12 protein-coding genes and 2 rRNA genes are annotated in these 15,819 nt (G+C 65.5%); 3 read left to right on the top strand and 11 right to left on the bottom strand.

Features of this window, described 5'->3' with window-relative positions; translation table 11 throughout:
- Positions 1-30: 30 nt before the first annotated feature.
- The 3 genes from BLQ58_RS19220 to BLQ58_RS19210 form a co-directional block, all read right to left on the bottom strand.
- Positions 31-594 (bottom strand): TetR/AcrR family transcriptional regulator, encoded by a 564-nt coding sequence (locus BLQ58_RS19220; protein WP_254776028.1) that lies wholly within the window; start codon positions 592-594, stop codon positions 31-33.
- 156 nt (positions 595-750) lie between these two features.
- Positions 751-1,893 (bottom strand): aminopeptidase, encoded by a 1,143-nt coding sequence (locus BLQ58_RS19215; protein ID WP_092601209.1) that lies wholly within the window; start codon positions 1,891-1,893, stop codon positions 751-753.
- Positions 1,890-3,995 carry a molybdopterin-containing oxidoreductase family protein gene (locus BLQ58_RS19210; protein WP_092601207.1) on the bottom strand — a complete coding sequence of 702 codons (2,106 nt, stop codon included), beginning with the start codon at positions 3,993-3,995 and terminating at the stop codon, positions 1,890-1,892. The genes BLQ58_RS19215 and BLQ58_RS19210 overlap by 4 nt, the downstream gene beginning before the upstream one ends.
- Positions 3,996-4,307: 312 nt before the next feature.
- On the opposite strand from BLQ58_RS19210, the gene BLQ58_RS19205 reads away from it, so the two are divergent.
- Positions 4,308-5,504, top strand: a complete 1,197-nt coding sequence (locus BLQ58_RS19205; protein ID WP_092601205.1) for an ABC transporter substrate-binding protein — start codon at positions 4,308-4,310, stop codon at positions 5,502-5,504.
- Between the two features lie 192 nt (positions 5,505-5,696).
- Here the strand turns inward: BLQ58_RS19205 and BLQ58_RS19200 are convergent, their stop codons facing one another.
- From BLQ58_RS19200 to BLQ58_RS19180, 5 genes are all read right to left on the bottom strand, one after another.
- Positions 5,697-6,761, bottom strand: a complete 1,065-nt coding sequence (locus BLQ58_RS19200) for an ABC transporter ATP-binding protein (RefSeq protein WP_092601203.1) — start codon at positions 6,759-6,761, stop codon at positions 5,697-5,699.
- Positions 6,758-7,756 carry an ABC transporter ATP-binding protein gene (locus tag BLQ58_RS19195; protein ID WP_092601201.1) on the bottom strand — a complete coding sequence of 333 codons (999 nt, stop codon included), beginning with the start codon at positions 7,754-7,756 and terminating at the stop codon, positions 6,758-6,760. The genes BLQ58_RS19200 and BLQ58_RS19195 overlap by 4 nt, the downstream gene beginning before the upstream one ends.
- Before the next feature lie 18 nt (positions 7,757-7,774).
- A complete protein-coding gene (locus tag BLQ58_RS19190; protein ID WP_092601199.1) occupies positions 7,775-8,707 on the bottom strand; it encodes an ABC transporter permease in 933 nt (310 codons plus the stop codon).
- A 3-nt stretch (positions 8,708-8,710) separates the two neighbouring features.
- Positions 8,711-9,688: an ABC transporter permease gene (locus BLQ58_RS19185; protein WP_029051683.1), complete on the bottom strand. Its 978-nt coding sequence runs from the start codon at positions 9,686-9,688 to the stop codon at positions 8,711-8,713.
- A 165-nt stretch (positions 9,689-9,853) separates the two neighbouring features.
- Positions 9,854-11,455 carry an ABC transporter substrate-binding protein gene (locus BLQ58_RS19180; protein ID WP_029051684.1) on the bottom strand — a complete coding sequence of 534 codons (1,602 nt, stop codon included), beginning with the start codon at positions 11,453-11,455 and terminating at the stop codon, positions 9,854-9,856.
- Between the two features lie 414 nt (positions 11,456-11,869).
- Between BLQ58_RS19180 and BLQ58_RS19175 the strand changes: the two genes are divergently transcribed.
- Together BLQ58_RS19175 and BLQ58_RS19170 are read left to right on the top strand one after the other, a co-directional pair.
- Positions 11,870-13,063, top strand: coding sequence for a M20 aminoacylase family protein (locus tag BLQ58_RS19175; RefSeq protein ID WP_029051714.1), 1,194 nt, complete (start codon positions 11,870-11,872; stop codon positions 13,061-13,063).
- A gap of 33 nt (positions 13,064-13,096) precedes the next feature.
- Positions 13,097-14,122 carry a DUF2891 domain-containing protein gene (locus BLQ58_RS19170; protein WP_029051713.1) on the top strand — a complete coding sequence of 342 codons (1,026 nt, stop codon included), beginning with the start codon at positions 13,097-13,099 and terminating at the stop codon, positions 14,120-14,122.
- Between the two features lie 38 nt (positions 14,123-14,160).
- Here BLQ58_RS19170 and BLQ58_RS19165 read toward each other — a convergent pair whose 3' ends face one another.
- The 3 genes from BLQ58_RS19165 to BLQ58_RS19155 form a co-directional block, all read right to left on the bottom strand.
- A complete protein-coding gene (locus BLQ58_RS19165; RefSeq protein WP_254776024.1) occupies positions 14,161-15,120 on the bottom strand; it encodes a DUF3047 domain-containing protein in 960 nt (319 codons plus the stop codon).
- 388 nt (positions 15,121-15,508) lie between these two features.
- Positions 15,509-15,622 (bottom strand): 5S ribosomal RNA (gene rrf / locus BLQ58_RS19160).
- A 122-nt stretch (positions 15,623-15,744) separates the two neighbouring features.
- Positions 15,745-15,819 (bottom strand): 23S ribosomal RNA (locus BLQ58_RS19155); the annotation flags it as partial.

Below are 15,819 nucleotides of genomic sequence, written 5' to 3'. Positions count from 1 at the left end.
GGCGTAGAAAGCCGCCATCCCTGCCGAGGATCAAGCCGGCGGCAGCACCAGCTTCATCATGTTCTGCGCCAGCTCATGGGCCAGCGCCTCGGGGTCCATGCGTCCCGGCTCGTGCCAGGTGTACATGAAGCCGATCACGCCGCCCATGGAATGGGCCGTCACCCGCGCGTCGCCGAACGCGAACACGCCTGTGGCGCGTCCTTCCTCCAGCAGCACGTACAGGTCGCGGTAGAACTCGCGAGCCATGCTGTTGAGCCACGCGACCGTATCGCCCTTCAGGTACTGGTTGTCGCGGAAGCTCAGCGCCGCCGCCACATGGCACCTGACGCAGCGGCGCGCCATTTCCAGCAGGCAGGCATGCAGGCGCTCGCGCACCGGCAGCGCCGGATTGGCCGTTTCCCGAATCACCGGCAGGCAGGTCTGCGCCGATTCGCGACACAGGATGTCGAATATCTCGTACTTGTCGGCGAAGTAATAGTAGACCGCCGGCTTGGTCACGCCGAGGGCCCGGCACAGGTCGTTCATCGTCATGCCCGGATAGCCTTTCGTGTAGAAAAGCTGCGCGGCGGTATCCAGGATCTGGCGGCGGCGCATTTCCTGGCGCTCGGCCACGTGCGAACGCGCGGGGCCGTCGTCGCTCAGTGTGGCGGCGGCGGTGGCGCGCGGAAGATTGCCGGGTTTCTTGGGGGCATGAGACATGGCCGCCATTTTCGCATGCGGGGCGTGCGTCACCATCGGGAAACTCCCGCGTCAGGGTTTTGGCGTATCGGCCACGGCGCCCATGGTGCCACGGGCTGTCAGCGGCGTGACTTCGGTGGCCGGCGGCGCCAGCTTGCGCAACGCCGCGTCGCGCTCGGCCGGCGGCAGATCGCCGATCTTGCGCGCTTCGGCATAGAAGCGTTCCCAGTCGCCGCCGCACTGCGCGAGCAGCGCCGTGAAGGCCGGCACCCATTGCTGGTACGTGGCCACGGCGGCCAGGTGGGCGTTGGTCAGGGGCTGGTCGAACCAGCGGTCGTAGCCGCTATAGCCGGCCCATTCGACCTTCAGCGCCGCATACTGCTGTCGCAGTTCGTCGAAGATGCGCGCCTTGCCCAGGCGCTTGGCGTCGTCGTCCAGCGGCGACTTGTACAGCGTCACCAGCTTGTCGCGCGTGCTGAGCAGCATCGCGCGGAACTGGCGGCGCCGGGCGTCATAGATCCTGTAGCTGGCGCGCGCGTCGGCCGATCCCTCCTGCGCCAGCCAGTGCTCCACGCCGGCCACTTCCACGGCCGTGGCAAACGACTCGTTGAACGCGGTGTCGTTGCGCACGTACACCACCTGGTGCGCCAGTTCGTGGAAGATCAGCCGGGCGAGTTCGCCCTCAGGCTGGTAGACGAAGGTGTTGAGTAGCGGATCGTCGAAATAGCCAAGCGTGGAATAGGCCGGGATGCCCGCCACATAGGTTTCGAAGCCGTCGCGGCGCAACCCCTTGGCATAGTGATCGGCATCGTCCTGGCTGTAGTAGCCGCGATAGGTAATACAGCCGACGATCGGGAAGCACCACTTGCGCAGGTCCAGCGACAGTTCGGGCGTGGCGAACACGCTCCACACCACATAGGGCCGGTGCAGATTGGCGTAACGGCGATAGCTGCCGTTGTCGGGAAGTTTCAGTTCGCGCGATGCGTAGTCGCGGATGCGGCGCGCCAGTTCCAGCCGCTGCGCCAGCTTCCGGTCGTTGGCGCCGTTGGCCGTGGCGATGGCGTCGTCCAGCGACTGCGCCGAAGCCATCACGCCCAGGTGTCCGCCGATCGACTGATAGTAATAGCCGACCGTGTCGCAGCCGGCCGCCAGCGTCGCCCCAGCGAGTATCGCGAGGATACCCGCCAGGCGCCGGCGGGCCGGCCACCGTTTCATGATGCGAGGGCCTCGGTCCGCACCGCCTCCACTTCCACGAGGCAGTCATAGAACACCGGCGCGCGGCCCAGGTCGGTCAGCTGCTGGCTGGTCAGTTCGTTGGCGTTCTTGCCATCCGGGGCCAGCTTCTTCCACCAGATCGACAGGCCCACCACCAGCCCCTGCCTGGCGCGATCGGTCACGCGGGCGCGCGCCTGCATGCTGCCGCGGTCGTTGTAGGCGCGCACCAGGTCGCCATGGGCGATGTTGCGCGCGGCGGCGTCCACCGGATGGATGTCCAGATGCGGCTCGCCTTCGGTGTTGCGCAGGCTGTCGACGTTGACGAACGTGCTGTTCAGGAAATTGCGAGCCGGCGGCGAGATCATCGACAGCGGATACCGTGCCGCCAGTTCCGGCGCCGACGACGGGGTCTCGTACGGTGCCACGTAGGCCGGCAGCGGGTCGAGCCCGTCGCGCGCCATGGCCGCCGAATAGAACTCGCACTTTCCCGAAGGCGTCGGGAAGCCGCCGTTGGCGAACGGTGCCGCGTCGATATTGAGCCGCTGCCAGCCGCGCGCCTTCAGCGTGTCCCAGCTGATGCCCTCGGCGCGCTTGTCGTCGCGCAGGATGGCCTGGCTGGCGATTGCCTCGTCGGTATCGGCAAAGCACGGCTCGGCAAACCCCATGCGCGCGGCCAACCGGCGGAAGATCTCGGTGTTCGGCAGCGCCTGGCCCAGCGGGGCCACGGCCTGGTTGTTGGCCAGGAAGTAGACGTGGCCGTAGGTCTTGTGGACGTCCACGTGTTCCAGCTGCGTGGTGGCCGGCAGCACGATATCGGCATAGTCGGCCGTATCGGTGCGAAAGTGCTCCAGCACCACCGTGAACAGGTCCTCGCGCGCAAACCCCTGCGCCACCCTGGCCGACTCGGGCGCCACCGCCACCGGATTGCTGTTGTAGACGACCACGGCTTCGATCTTCGGGCCGTTGCCTTGCGTGCCGTCATCCAGCAGCGCATCGCCGATCGTGCTCATGTTGACGGTGCGCGGCAGGTCGGGCCATGTGGGCAGCAGGTCCGGGCGCTGCAGCGCCGCCGTATCGACCGGGAAGAAGCCCGACGTGGACAGCTGCAGGCCGCCCGCCGGCTGGCGCCAGGCGCCCACCAGCGACGGCAGGCAGGCCACGGCGCGTACCGCCTGGCCGCCGCCGCGCACGCGCTGCACGCCGTAGTTCAGGCGGATGGCCACGGGCTGGCGCTCCCTGACCGCCAGCTGGCCGTACAGGCCGGCCAGCCATTCGATGTCTTCCACGGGCACGCCGCAGATGTCGGCTGCCCGGGCCGGCGGATAGTCCATCGCCCGCTCGCGCAGCGCGTCGAAACCGACCGTGTGCTGCGCGATGTAGTCGTGGTCCAGCAGGCCGTCGCGGATCAGGATATGGATCATCGCCAGCGCCAGCGCGCCGTCGGTGCCGGGCATCGGCGCGATATGGCGATGGCACTTCTCTGCCGTCAGCGAGCGGTACGGATCGATCGCCACCAGCGTGGCGCCACGGCGCTTGGCTTCCTGCGCGCGGGTCCAGAAATGCAGGTTCGACGCAATCGGGTTGCCGCCCCAGATGATCACCAGCTTCGCATCGACCACGTGCTCCATGTCCATGCCCACGCTGGCGCCATAGGTGTAGCGCAGCGCCGTGGCGCCGGCACTGGCACAGATCGTGCGATCCAGCAGCGACGCACCGAGCTTGTGAAAGAACCGCGCGGCCATGCTTTCGCCCTGCACCAGGCCCATCGTGCCCGCGTAGCTGTACGGGACGATGGCCTCGGGGTTGCGTGCGGCGATGGCGCCCAGCCGCGTGGCGATTTCGTCGAGCGCGGTTTCCCACGAGATCGGCTCGAACCTGCCCTCGCCCTTCCTGCCCACGCGGCGCAGCGGCGTCAGCAGGCGGTCGGCGTGGTAGGTGCGTTCGGTGTAGCGCGATACCTTGGTGCAGAGCACGCCGCCCGTGGTGGGATGGTCTGGATCGCCGGCCACCTTGGTGGCGCGGCCGTCCTCGACGGTGACGAGCAGCGCACAGGTATCGGGGCAATCATGGGGGCAGGCGGCGCGGACGATGCGGGTGGCCATGGTGGGCTTCGGCAGGCTGATACGGCGGGTGGGGCGCCCGGTACGGGCATTCGGCAGGCCGACGGCGTGGCGTTTGTCAACGGCGTGACTGTGGCGCAGTGGCGTCGGCCAAACATTGCTGACCGGGAGAAATTGTTTGGCTCCGATTGTATTCGATTATGATGTGCCGGCGCAGTCCGGCCAAGGCCGGCAACTGTCCGGCCCAGCAGGGCCGGGAGCCGTACCGGCACAAGATCCGGACGGCATCCGCGGGGTCCGAAAGCAGCAAAGACGCAACGAAGAACGTTTTACGGATTTTTGACGGGGATTCACATGGGTTTCACTTCTGGGGTCAAGCGCCGGCAGTTCGCCGGCCTGATGATGGCGGCCGCGCTCGCGGCCAGCGGCGTCCCAGGCGCCGCGTTTGCCGCCAATACCACGCCCGCCGAGGCTGGCGTGTCCGCCGATACGATCCTGCTGGGACAATCGGCCGCGCTGACCGGCCCCACGGCCGTGCTGGGCAAGCAGATGAACGCCGGCGCGCGCCTCTACTTCGACTACATCAACAGCCATGGCGGCGTGTTCGGCCGCAAGATCGAACTCAAGGCGCTGGACGATGCCTACGAGCCCGACGATGCCGTCAAGAACACGAAGAAGCTGATCGAGGAAGACCGCGTCTTTGCGCTGTTCGGCTATGTGGGCACGCCCACCAGCCAGGCGGCGCTGCCGCTGGTCAGCCAGGCGCGCATTCCGTTCTTCGCCCCGTTCAGCGGCGCGCAGACGCTGCGCGACGCAGCCAACCGCTACGTATTCCACGTGCGCGCGGGCTACGAGGAAGAAACCGCGGCCATCGTGCGCCAGATCCGCACCACGGGCCTGAAGCGCATTGCCGTGGTCTACAACGACGACGGCTACGGCAAGGCTGGCCTGGCGGGCATCGAGCACGCGATCAAGGCGCTGCCTGCCGACAGCGGCGTGAAGCTGGTGGCGCAGTCCAGCGTGGTCCGCAACACGGTGGAAATCGGCGACGCGATGCAGGAATCCATGAAGGCCAAGCCCGATGCGGTGGTGCTGATCAGCGCCTATCGCACGGCCGGTGCCTTTGTGAAGGAGGCCCTGCGCCGCAGCTACAGCGGACAGTTCTATAACGTGTCGTTCGTAGGCACCCAGGCGCTGGCCAAGGAAGTGGGCCCGCAGGGCAGCGGCGTGATCATCTCGCAGGTGATGCCCCATCCGGGCAATGCCACGCTGCCGGTGGTGCGCGAATACCTGCGCCTGCTGCAGACGGCCGGCAAGCAGAACGACTTCGACTACGCCAGCATCGAAGGCTTCATCGCCGCCAAGGCATTCGTGGAAGGCCTGCGCCGCGCCGGCAAGGACCTGACGCGCGAACGCTTCGTGATGGCGCTGGAGAGCATGCGCAACGTTGACCTGGGCGGATTCATCGTCCAGTTTGGCCCGGACAACCACGTGGGCTCGAAATTCGTCGAAATGACTATCATCAATTCACGCGGTGTGGTGATTCGCTGAGGGGTGTGGTGCGACGGTTTTCTCCCCTCTCCCGCGCTGCGGGAGAGGGGCGGGGCAGAGGGCCGCGCCGCTCAGGATGCGATAGCGGCAAATTGACCGCCATGCCCTCTCCCCCAACCCCTCTCCCAACTTACATGGGAGCGGGGAGCGAGCGCCAGTCAAGGGTTTCGATTGGAAAACCGCCCGCTTCGCTCACCCCATGTCGTTCAGGTGACACGCCGACCACCGTAGCGGCGCGATCTCCTTCAGCACGGGCTGTTCCTCCCTGCAGCGGGGCATCGCGTGCGGGCAGCGCGGGTGGAAGTGGCATCCCAGTGGCGGATTGAGCGGCGACGGGATTTCACCCCGGATCGCCACATATGTCTTCTTGCCCACCTCCAGCTTCGGCGCCTCGGCCAGCAGCGCCTGGGTGTACGGGTGGTTCGGCGACGTGAACACCTCCTCGGTCGGCGCCGACTCCACCACACGCCCCAGGTACATGATCACCACGCGGTCGCTGATGTGCTTGACCACCCCGAGGTCGTGGCTGATGAACAGGTAGGTCAGGTTCAGCTCTTCACGCAGGCGCATGAACAGGTTCAGCACCTGCGCCTGGATCGAGACATCGAGCGCCGCCACCGACTCATCGCAGACCAGGAATTCGGGCTTCACCGCCAGGGCGCGGGCAATGCCGATGCGCGCCCGCTGGCCGCCAGAGAACTGGTGCGGAAAACGGCGCAGCACCGTCGGGTCCATGCCCACCCGCACGAGCATGTCTTCCACATAGGCCTTCTGCGCGCCCTTGTCGACCATGCCATGCACGACCGGCGCCTCACCGACGATGTCGAGCACGCGCAGGCGCGGGTTCAGCGACGCGTATGGGTCCTGGAAGATCATCTGGATCGCCAGTTGCTTCTCGCGCCGCTTGTCCGGCGGCAGGCGGTCCAGGTCGGTGCCGCGCCAGAGCCGCTCGCCTTCGGTCAGCGAATGCAGGCCCACGGCCATGCGGCCGAGCGTGGACTTGCCGCACCCCGATTCCCCGACCAGCCCCACCACCTCGCCGGTGCGGATCGACAGGTTCACGCGGTCGACGGCATGCACCACTTCCATCTTCTGCTTCGCGCCAAACACGTTGGCGACCCGGGCGGCCACGTCCAGCGACTTGACGAATCGCTTGGACACCCCGCGCAGTTCCAGCAGCGGCGCCGGCGGCGTGGCGGCTTCGGGAGACGCGTCCACGGCGGCGGCCTTCGGGGTATCGATCACGGGCGTACTCATGCGGCCTCCTGCTGGGCATGCACCGGGTGGAAGCAGCGCAGTTGCCGGCCATCTGGCGAAATGGCCAGCGGCGGATCGTTCCTGCACACGTCGGTGGCGTACGGGCAGCGGTTGCGGAACGAGCAGCCGCCGGGCAGGTTCAGCAGCGACGGCGTCATGCCGGGAATCTGCCGCAGCGGCGCACCGCGCGGATTGCGCGACGGCGCCGAGCCGATCAGTCCGTGCGTGTAGGGATGATGGGGCTGCTCCAGCACCCGCCGCACATCGCCGGATTCGACGATCCTGCCGGCATACATCACGCAGACCTTGTCGGCCAGCCCAGCCACCACGGACAGGTCGTGGGTAATCCAGATCAGCGCCGTGCCCGATTCGCGGCACAGCGTCTGCATTTCATAGAGGATCTGGCCCTGGATGGTCACGTCGAGCGCCGTGGTCGGTTCGTCGGCGATGATCAGGTCGGGCTTGTTCAGCAGCGCGATGGCAATGGCAACGCGCTGGCGCATGCCGCCCGAAAACTGGTGCGGATAGGCCTGCAGACGCTCGTCCGGCGACGGGATACCGACACGCGCCAGCGCATTGCGGGCCCGCTCGCGGGCGGCGGCCTTGCTGACGTCGTCGTGCGCGCGCACGGCTTCGATCATCTGTGTGTCGATGCGCAGGACCGGATTCAGCGTCATCATCGGGTCCTGGAAGATCATGGCGATGCGGTTGCCGCGCACGTCGCGCTGCTGGGCCGGGGTGAGCGCACGCAGGTCGCGCGTCACGCCGTCGCGGCTGGTCAGGGCGATGCGGCCGTCCACGACCTTTCCCGGCGGATCGATCAAGCCCATGATCGAATAGCCGGTCATCGACTTGCCTGAGCCCGATTCGCCCACCAGGCCCATGATTTCGCCACGGCCCACCGAGAACGACACATCGTCCACGGCCCTGGCCACGCCGGCACGCGTGAAGAACTGCGTTTTTAGGTTTTCTACGACCAGGGTTGGCTGGGTCATTTCGGCTCTCCTGGTGTCTTACTGCGTCTGCAGGCGGGGGTTCAGCACGTCGCGCAACTGGTCGGCAACCAGGTTCATCGCCACGATGGTGATGACCAGCGCGATGCCCGGGAAGAAACTGATCCAGTACTTGCCGGACAGCATGTATTGCTGTCCGTTGGCGATCAGCATGCCCAGCGACGGCTCCGTGACCGGCACGCCCAGCCCCAGGAACGACAGCGTGGCTTCGAGCGTGATGGCCGACGCCACCTGCAGCGCCGCGATCACGATCAGCGGCGGCAGGCAGTTGGGCAGCAGGTGGCGGAACATGATGCGTTGCGGCGGCAGCCCCAGGCAGGTGGCGGCCTCGATATATTCCTTGCGCCGCTCCACCAGCGCCGCGCTGCGCGTGGTGCGGGCGTAGTAGGCCCATTGCACCGCCACCAGCGCGATCACGATATTGCCGATGCCGGGTCGCAAGAACGCCAGAAGAATCAGCGCCAGCAGGATCGGCGGGAACGACAGCTGCAGATCGGCCACACGCATGATGAATGCCTCGGTGCGCCCGCCGAGAAAGCCGGCCAGCAACCCCAGCGTGGCGCCGAGCAGCAGGGCGATCACCGTGCTGACCACGCCCACGCCCACGCTGATGCGCAGGCCGTACATCACGGCCGACAGCATGTCGCGGCCCTGCTCGTCGGAGCCCATGATGAACGTCATGCCGCTGCCGGCCTGCTCGCCCGGCGCCAGGCGCGCGTCGAGCACGTCCAGTGTGGCCAGGTCATAAGGATTCTGCGGTGCCAGCAGCGGCGCGAAGATCGCGATCAGGATAATCAGCAGCAGCGTCACCAGGCCCAGCACCGCGAGCTTGCTTTCGAAGAACTGCCGCGCGAAGCGGCGCCACGGGGTCTGGTCCTTGGCGGCCGGCGCCGGCTGGGCCGGGGCTTGCTGGGGAACGGTCGATGTGCTCATGGCTCAGCCCTTGTTGTCGGCAATGCGCACGCGCGGATCGAGCATGCTGTAGACGATGTCCACCACCAGGTTGATCAGGATGAACAGCGTCACGATCACCATCAGGTAGGCCACGATCACCGGGCGGTCCAGCAACTGGATCGAATCGATGATCAGCTTGCCCATGCCGGGCCACGCGAAGATCGACTCGGTCACGATCGCGAACGCGATGATCGAGCCGAACTGCAGCGCGATCACGGTGACGATCGGGATCAGAATATTCTTAAGAACGTGGACGCCGACGATGCGGCTGTTGGACAACCCCTTGGCACGGGCGAACTTCACGTAGTCCTGCAGCATCGCCTCCTGCGTGCCGGCACGCGTGAGCCGGATCACCATGGCGATGTTCAGCAGCGACAGCGTCACGGCCGGCAGGATCAGGTGCCGGATGCCGTCCACGGTCAGGAAGCTCAGCGGCACGCCCAGCACGCTGACGGTCTCACCCCGCCCGTTCGATGGCAGCCAGCCCAGCTGCACGGCAAACACCATGATCAGCATCAGCCCGACCCAGAACGTGGGCAGCGAGAAGCCCAGGATCGACACCGTCATGATGGTCTTGCCGGCCGCGCCGTTCGGCCGCAGCCCTGCCCACAGCCCCAGCGGGATGCCCAGCACGATGGCCAGCAGGATGGCGCACACCGCCAGCTCCATCGTGGCCGGCATGCGTTCGAAGATCAGCTTCAGCGCCGGCGTGCCGTGCGCGAACGAGGTGCCCAGATTTCCGTGCAGCGCGTTCTGCAGGAAGATCCAGTATTGCTCCCAGAGTGGCTTGTCGAGGCCGAGCGCGGCGATGGTGCGTTTGATGTCTTCCTGGTCGGCCTGCGGGCTGATCAGGATGTCGATCGGATTGCCGATCGCAAAAACGCCAAGAAACACGAGCAACGACATGACCAGCAGCACAACCACGCTCTGCATCAGTCGCCGGATGATGAAGACCAGCATTTTCCAGACGCCTATCCTTTCGCCGGCGCGCGGTGGCGCACTGCCGGCGGGTTCGCGGCCCACGGGGGACATCGTGGGGACATCGCCCCGGCTTCTCGTGGAAGACCGGGGCCGCGATCATACCGGAGCCGCCGGCCCTTGGCGGCCCCGCCCTGCCCGGCTGGCTTACTGGGCAGGCTTGAACAGGTGCGCGTAGGTACGTTCGTCGGTACGCGGCACATACGTGATGCCCTTCTGCGTGGCCCACGTGGTCACCTGATGGTGGATCGGAATGATGCCGCCGTCCAGGACCACGATGGCCGTGGCTTCCTGCAGCAGCTTCGATCGCTCGTTGTCGTCCACGGTGGCCAGTGCCTTTTCCAGCACCGTGTCCATCTTCGGATTGCAGTACTCGCCCCAGTTGGTCGTGCCGAAGCCCTTCTTCGAGTCTTCACACGCCACCAGCGCGCGCAGCGGCGAGCTGACCTCACCGGTCTGGGCGCCCCAGCCCACCAGGCCGAACGACCATTCGCGCTTGATCGCCTTCGACGAGTACGTGGCCATCGGCATGCCTTCCACCTTGGTATTGATGCCGATGCGGGTCAGGTTCTGCGCGATGGTCTGCGCAATCTTCTCGTCGTTGACGTAACGGTTGTTCGGCGTATGCAGCGTCAGCCCGAAGCCGTTCGGATAACCGGCGTCGGCCAGCATCTTCTTGGCCGCTTCCGGATCGTATTTCAGCGTCTTCAGCGCCGGGTTGTGGCCGAACAGCGTGGGCGGCACCAGGTTGTTGGTCGGCTCGGACAGGCCTTCCATCAGGCGGTCCTTGATGCCCTGGCGGTTGATGGCCGTGCTGATGGCGATGCGCACGCGCGCGTCCTTCAGCGGGTTCTTGTCCATCGGCTGGCCGTCCTTGGTCGTCACGAACGGCGACTTGTCGCGCTTGACGTCGAAGTACAGGTAGATCACGCGGTGCGAGATCTTCGAGAAGAACGACAGCTTGGGATCGCTTCGCACCTTCGGCAGGTCCGGCGTGGGGACGTTCTCGATGGCCTGCACGTCGCCCGACAGCAGCGCGGCCAGGCGCGTGGCCGGGTTCGGGATGAAGCGCAGCGTCACCTTGTCCCAGGCCGGTTTGGGGCCCCAGTAGTCGGGGTTCTTCACCAGTTCGACCCGGTCGTCGCGCGCATAGCTGACGAACTTGAACGGGCCGGTGCCGACCATGCCCTTGCCCTGTGCAAAGTCGTCGGAAGACAAGCCCTGCGTGGCCTTCTTCTGGACCATGAACACCGATGTCAGGTCGTTGAGCATCAGCGGGTACGGCTGGTTGGTGGTCACCTGGATCGTGTACTTGTCGATGATCTTCTTGTTGATGATCGCCTTGGTGTACACATCGAACTTGCCCGGGCTGTTGACGATGGTGGCCGGGCGGTCCAGCGACCACGCGATGTCGTCGGTGGTCATTTCGGTGCCGTCATGCCACTTCACGCCCTTGCGGATCTTGAATTCCCACGTGAGGTTGTTGACCAGCTTCCACGATTCGGCCAGGCCCGGCACCACCTTGCTGTCGGGGTCGAGCTTGATCAGCGTCTCGAACACGTGCTCGGACACATTGATGTTCGAGAACAGGTTATAGAAATGCGGATCCATTGAGGTCGGCGGCGAACTCATGGCGATCTTGAGATCGACCGCCTGGGCCTGACTGGCCAGGCCGAGACCAAGGGCGCCGGTCAGCAGGACGGCACCGACCGCCTTGCCGACAGCCTTCTTGACGTGACGAAGGGACATCGCACGATTCTCCCAGTGGGAAGTCTTGAAATGACGATAAGGATCAGTCGCGCCGTCCCGAATGTCCCACGCAGGGCGCCGCATTTTGGTGCGGCGTTCTGCTGGGCAACGTGGCACGCGACCGGCCGGGCTCTTCAAGCATGAACTGTTCCAGCACTGCAGGGCGCCCGCCATGCGGGGAAACCCACCCGCCCGGGGGGCATCGCCCGATGCTGCGCTGCGCCAGCGCGCGGATGCGGACGGCGTCCGGCCGTTACCGCTGCCGGCGCCAAGGTATGCCCGCCGTGCTCGTCCGCGCACCGGCATGTGCCCCGGGCCGGCCGGAGGTGCCGGGATCGCCTTGTTTTGGCGCTTCTACGATAGGCGTCGTATGATCGGGGGTATCCAATTGCCCCATTTGCCCGGACCGGCATCATGAAGCTCATCCCCGAAATCCTGCAGGCGCAAGCCGAAATCCGCACCATCCGACGTGACATCCACGCGCATCCCGAACTGTGTTTCGAGGAACAGCGCACCGCCGACGTGGTGGCCAAGAACCTGGAATCCTGGGGCATCGAGGTCCATCGGGGCCTGGGCACTACGGGCCTGGTCGGCGTCATCCGCCATGGCAATAGCGCCAGAACCATCGGCCTGCGTGCCGACATGGACGCGCTGCCGCTGCAGGAAGCCAACACCTTCGGCCATCGCTCGCAACACGAGGGCAAGATGCACGCGTGCGGCCATGATGGCCATACGGCGATGCTGCTGGGCGCCGCGCGCTACCTGGCCGAGCATCGCAATTTCGACGGCACCGTGCACCTGATCTTCCAGCCGGCCGAAGAAGGCGGCGGCGGCGCGCGCGAGATGATCAAGGACGGCCTGTTCGACCGTTTTCCGTGCGACGCCGTATTCGGCATGCACAACTGGCCGGGCATGCCGGTCGGCTCGTTCGGCACCACGACCGGCCCGCTGATGGCATCGAGCAACGAATTCAAGATCATCGTGCGCGGCAAGGGCGCGCACGCAGCCATGCCGCACAACGGCGCCGACCCGGTGTTCACGGGCGCCCAGATCGTATCGGCCCTGCAGGGCATCATCACGCGCAACAAGCGGCCGATCGACACCGCCGTGATCTCGGTGACGCAGTTCCACGGCGGCGACGCCACCAATATCGTGCCCAATGAAGTCTGGCTGGGCGGCACGGTGCGCACCTTCACCGTGGAAGTGCTCGATCTGATCGAACGGCGCATGGAAGAAGTGTCGCGGGCGGTAGCGCAGGCGTTCGATTGCACGATCGATTTCGAATTCCGCCGCAACTATCCGCCTACCATCAACAGCGCGGCCGAAGCCGAGTTCGCGGTGGGCATCGCCAGCGAACTGGTGGGTGCCGAAAACGTCGACGGCAACGTGGAACCGACCATGGGCGCCGAGGACTTCTCGTTCATGCTGCAGGAAAAGCCGGGCTGCTACCTGTTCATCGGCAACGGCGAGGGCGCGCATCGCGAGGCTGGCCATGGCATGGGCCCGTGCATGCTGCACAACCCCAGCTACGACTTCAACGACGAACTGCTGCCGGTGGGCGCCACGTTCTTCGTCAAGCTGGTGGAGAAATGGCTGGCGCCGGCCTGATCCGGCACTGATCGACGTTTCAGGCGACCCGCGATGCCTCATACGCTGCTGGACGACGCCATGGCGGCGCGATTTGCCCAGGTGGCGCTCGACAACATCGTGCGTCCGTATCCGTACAAGGTGGACCACCTGATGGTGGATGCGGGCGACCTGGCCGCGCCGGCGGTCAGCCACCCGGTCTTCTACGGCAGCTACGACTGGCATTCGTCTGTGCACATGCACTGGCTGCTGGTGCGGCTGCTTGTCTTGCGTCCCAACCTGCCGGATGGCGGCCGTATCCGCGAAGCACTCGATGCCCAGTTCCGCCCGGAGGCGTTCGCCACGGAACTGGCCTATTTCGAACGGCCGGGCTCCCGAACCTTCGAGCGGCCTTACGGCTGGGCGTGGGTGCTGCGGCTGCAGGCCGAACTGGGTGCGCTGGGTCTCAAAGACCCGCAGGCGGCCAGGTGGGCCGCCGCTTGCGCGCCGCTGGCCAACCATCTGGCCCAGCGTCTGATGGACTACATCGACGTCGCCGACTTCCCGGTTCGCACCGGCACCCATTTCAATAGTGCGTTTGCGCTGGTGATGGCGCTGTTCTACGCGCGGCAGGACCAGCATCCGGCCCTGCGCAAGTCGATCGTGCGCCGGGCTCATCGCTGGTTCGCGCATGACCTGCGCTATCCCGCCCGGTACGAGCCGGGCGGCGACGAATTCCTGTCGGGCGGCCTGATGGAGGCGGTGCTGATGCGGCAGGTGATGGACGACTGCGGCTTTGCGGAATGGTGGGAGCTGTTTTCGCCGGGACAGGCAGAACTCGGGACCTGGCTGACCCCAGTGGCTGTCGCGGATCGGACCGATCCGAAAATGTCTCATCTGGACGGTCTGAATTTGACGCGCGCCTGGTGCTGGCGGCTGCTGGGCCCGGCCTTGCCGTCGCCACTGCAGCCGCTGGCGGTGCGCGCCTGGTCCGACCATCTGGAAGTGTCCCTGCCGCAGGCCGTGGAAGGCCACTACGTAGCGACTCACTGGCTCGCCACCTTCGCGCTGCTGGCGCTGGAAGACCTGAGCGTCGGCTAGCGGGCGCCCCCGGTGTCCGGCCTGGAACGGCGGTCGGCTTAGTCCAGCGCGATATCGCCGTACCAGGCTTCGGCGCGGCTCTTGGTGTTGTCGGTATCGGTCATCAGGCCAACCGCGAGGATCTTGCCGGGATCGGCGCCGAACGCCTTGCGGTAGTCTGCACGCAGGTCACGTTCATGGCATCGCCATTCGTTGGTATGGCGCGTGCCTGAATCCACGATGATCATGCGAACGCGGTCCGTGTGCGGATTGTTCAGAACACTGCCCACCGGACGCTTACCGCCCCAGATGTACATCAACGTGGCATATGGCATTTCCCGCCCCGTGGTGATGCGCGCCATTTCGTACATCAACTGGTCTTTCAGCGACAATGTGCTGCGATCCCCATCGAATGCCACGAAAATCCGCAGTGGGGCATCCTCGCGATGGCTGACCGCGTTATCCGCGACACGGATCACATCGCGCGTCTTCCACATCCAGCGCAACATGCCGGGATCGCGCTGTTCAAGCGGGACGTAGAGGCCCGACGCGGACCCGTCGGCCTCGGCATGCAGCACGGTGCGCTGGTCGACTTCGGTCAGCGAATAACGGGTGGGCGTCTTGTTGCGATTGACCTTCCAGGGCTGCCAGCCTGTCGGACTCGCAGTGGGGCCTGCAGGGGAGGCGAATGCCGAGAAAAGAGGCAGTTCGGCCAGCAACGGTAACGACGTGGCGTCGGATTCAGCCTCGCCGTCGCCGCCGGCTTCCGATTCGGCCGCGCTATTCGGTCCGGTATTCGCCGCCCGATGCGCCGTCCGATTCGCCAGCGCGAGCGGATCGGCCGGCTGGCTTGGAACGGCGGCGTTCAGCAAGCCTTTTTGCGCGAACGTCGCGCAATTTCCGTCCGAGACGTTGGCCAACTTTGATGGATCGGTCGGTGCGACCGTCGATGATGCACAACCGGCGAGCGCGAGCGCGCTCACCACACAAGCCAGTGCTGGCCGAAACTTCATGGCCACGATAACCCCCTGGACCCTGATACCCGATACTTACCCGTTCGTCGAAATCCCAACATCCTGGCTGTTCGGCGCCGAGGCTTGGTATTGCTGACTGCTTCGTGCTGAATTTTTCAGCACTTGGAGGCAGACGATATCAGATGCATCGCGTACCCGGAATGCTCGGGTACCCTCAATACAACAGCCAACATGACGGGCTGTGCTTTTCGAATTTGTTCTATGGACAGGTGGGACCAACCACGGCAGGTGCGCCGGGAGGCCAAGGGGGAGATCCGCCGGCTTTTTTTGCGTTTTTTAGTCGGGCGATACAAGCTCTGGAACGGCTTTCGCGTTTCGTCGCCCCAAAGCAAAACCCCCAAGCTTTGAGGGCTTGGGGGTTCTGGGTATAAGAGCCTGGCGATGACCTACTTTCACACGGGTAGTCCGCACTATCATCGGCGCAAAGTCGTTTCACGGTCCTGTTCGGGATGGGAAGGGGTGGTTCCAACTTGCTATGGTCACCAGGCATGACGGGTTGCCGCGCTGACATGCATCAGCGCAGCGAATCGGGGTGTAGTAAAGAGGTTGTGTTGTATGCCATGTGGCACACGCGGACTCACGTCCCACCAGGTCAAACACACTGGTTATAGGATCAAGCCTTACGGGCAATTAGTACTGGTTAGCTTAACGCATTACTGCGCTTCCACACCCAGCCTATCAACG

This window comes from Ralstonia sp. 25mfcol4.1 (assembly GCF_900104095.1).
Taxonomy (GTDB): Bacteria; Pseudomonadota; Gammaproteobacteria; order Burkholderiales; family Burkholderiaceae; genus Cupriavidus.
The sequence above is the reverse complement of the archived record's forward strand: the minus strand, read 5'-3'. Positions and strand labels throughout refer to the sequence as shown.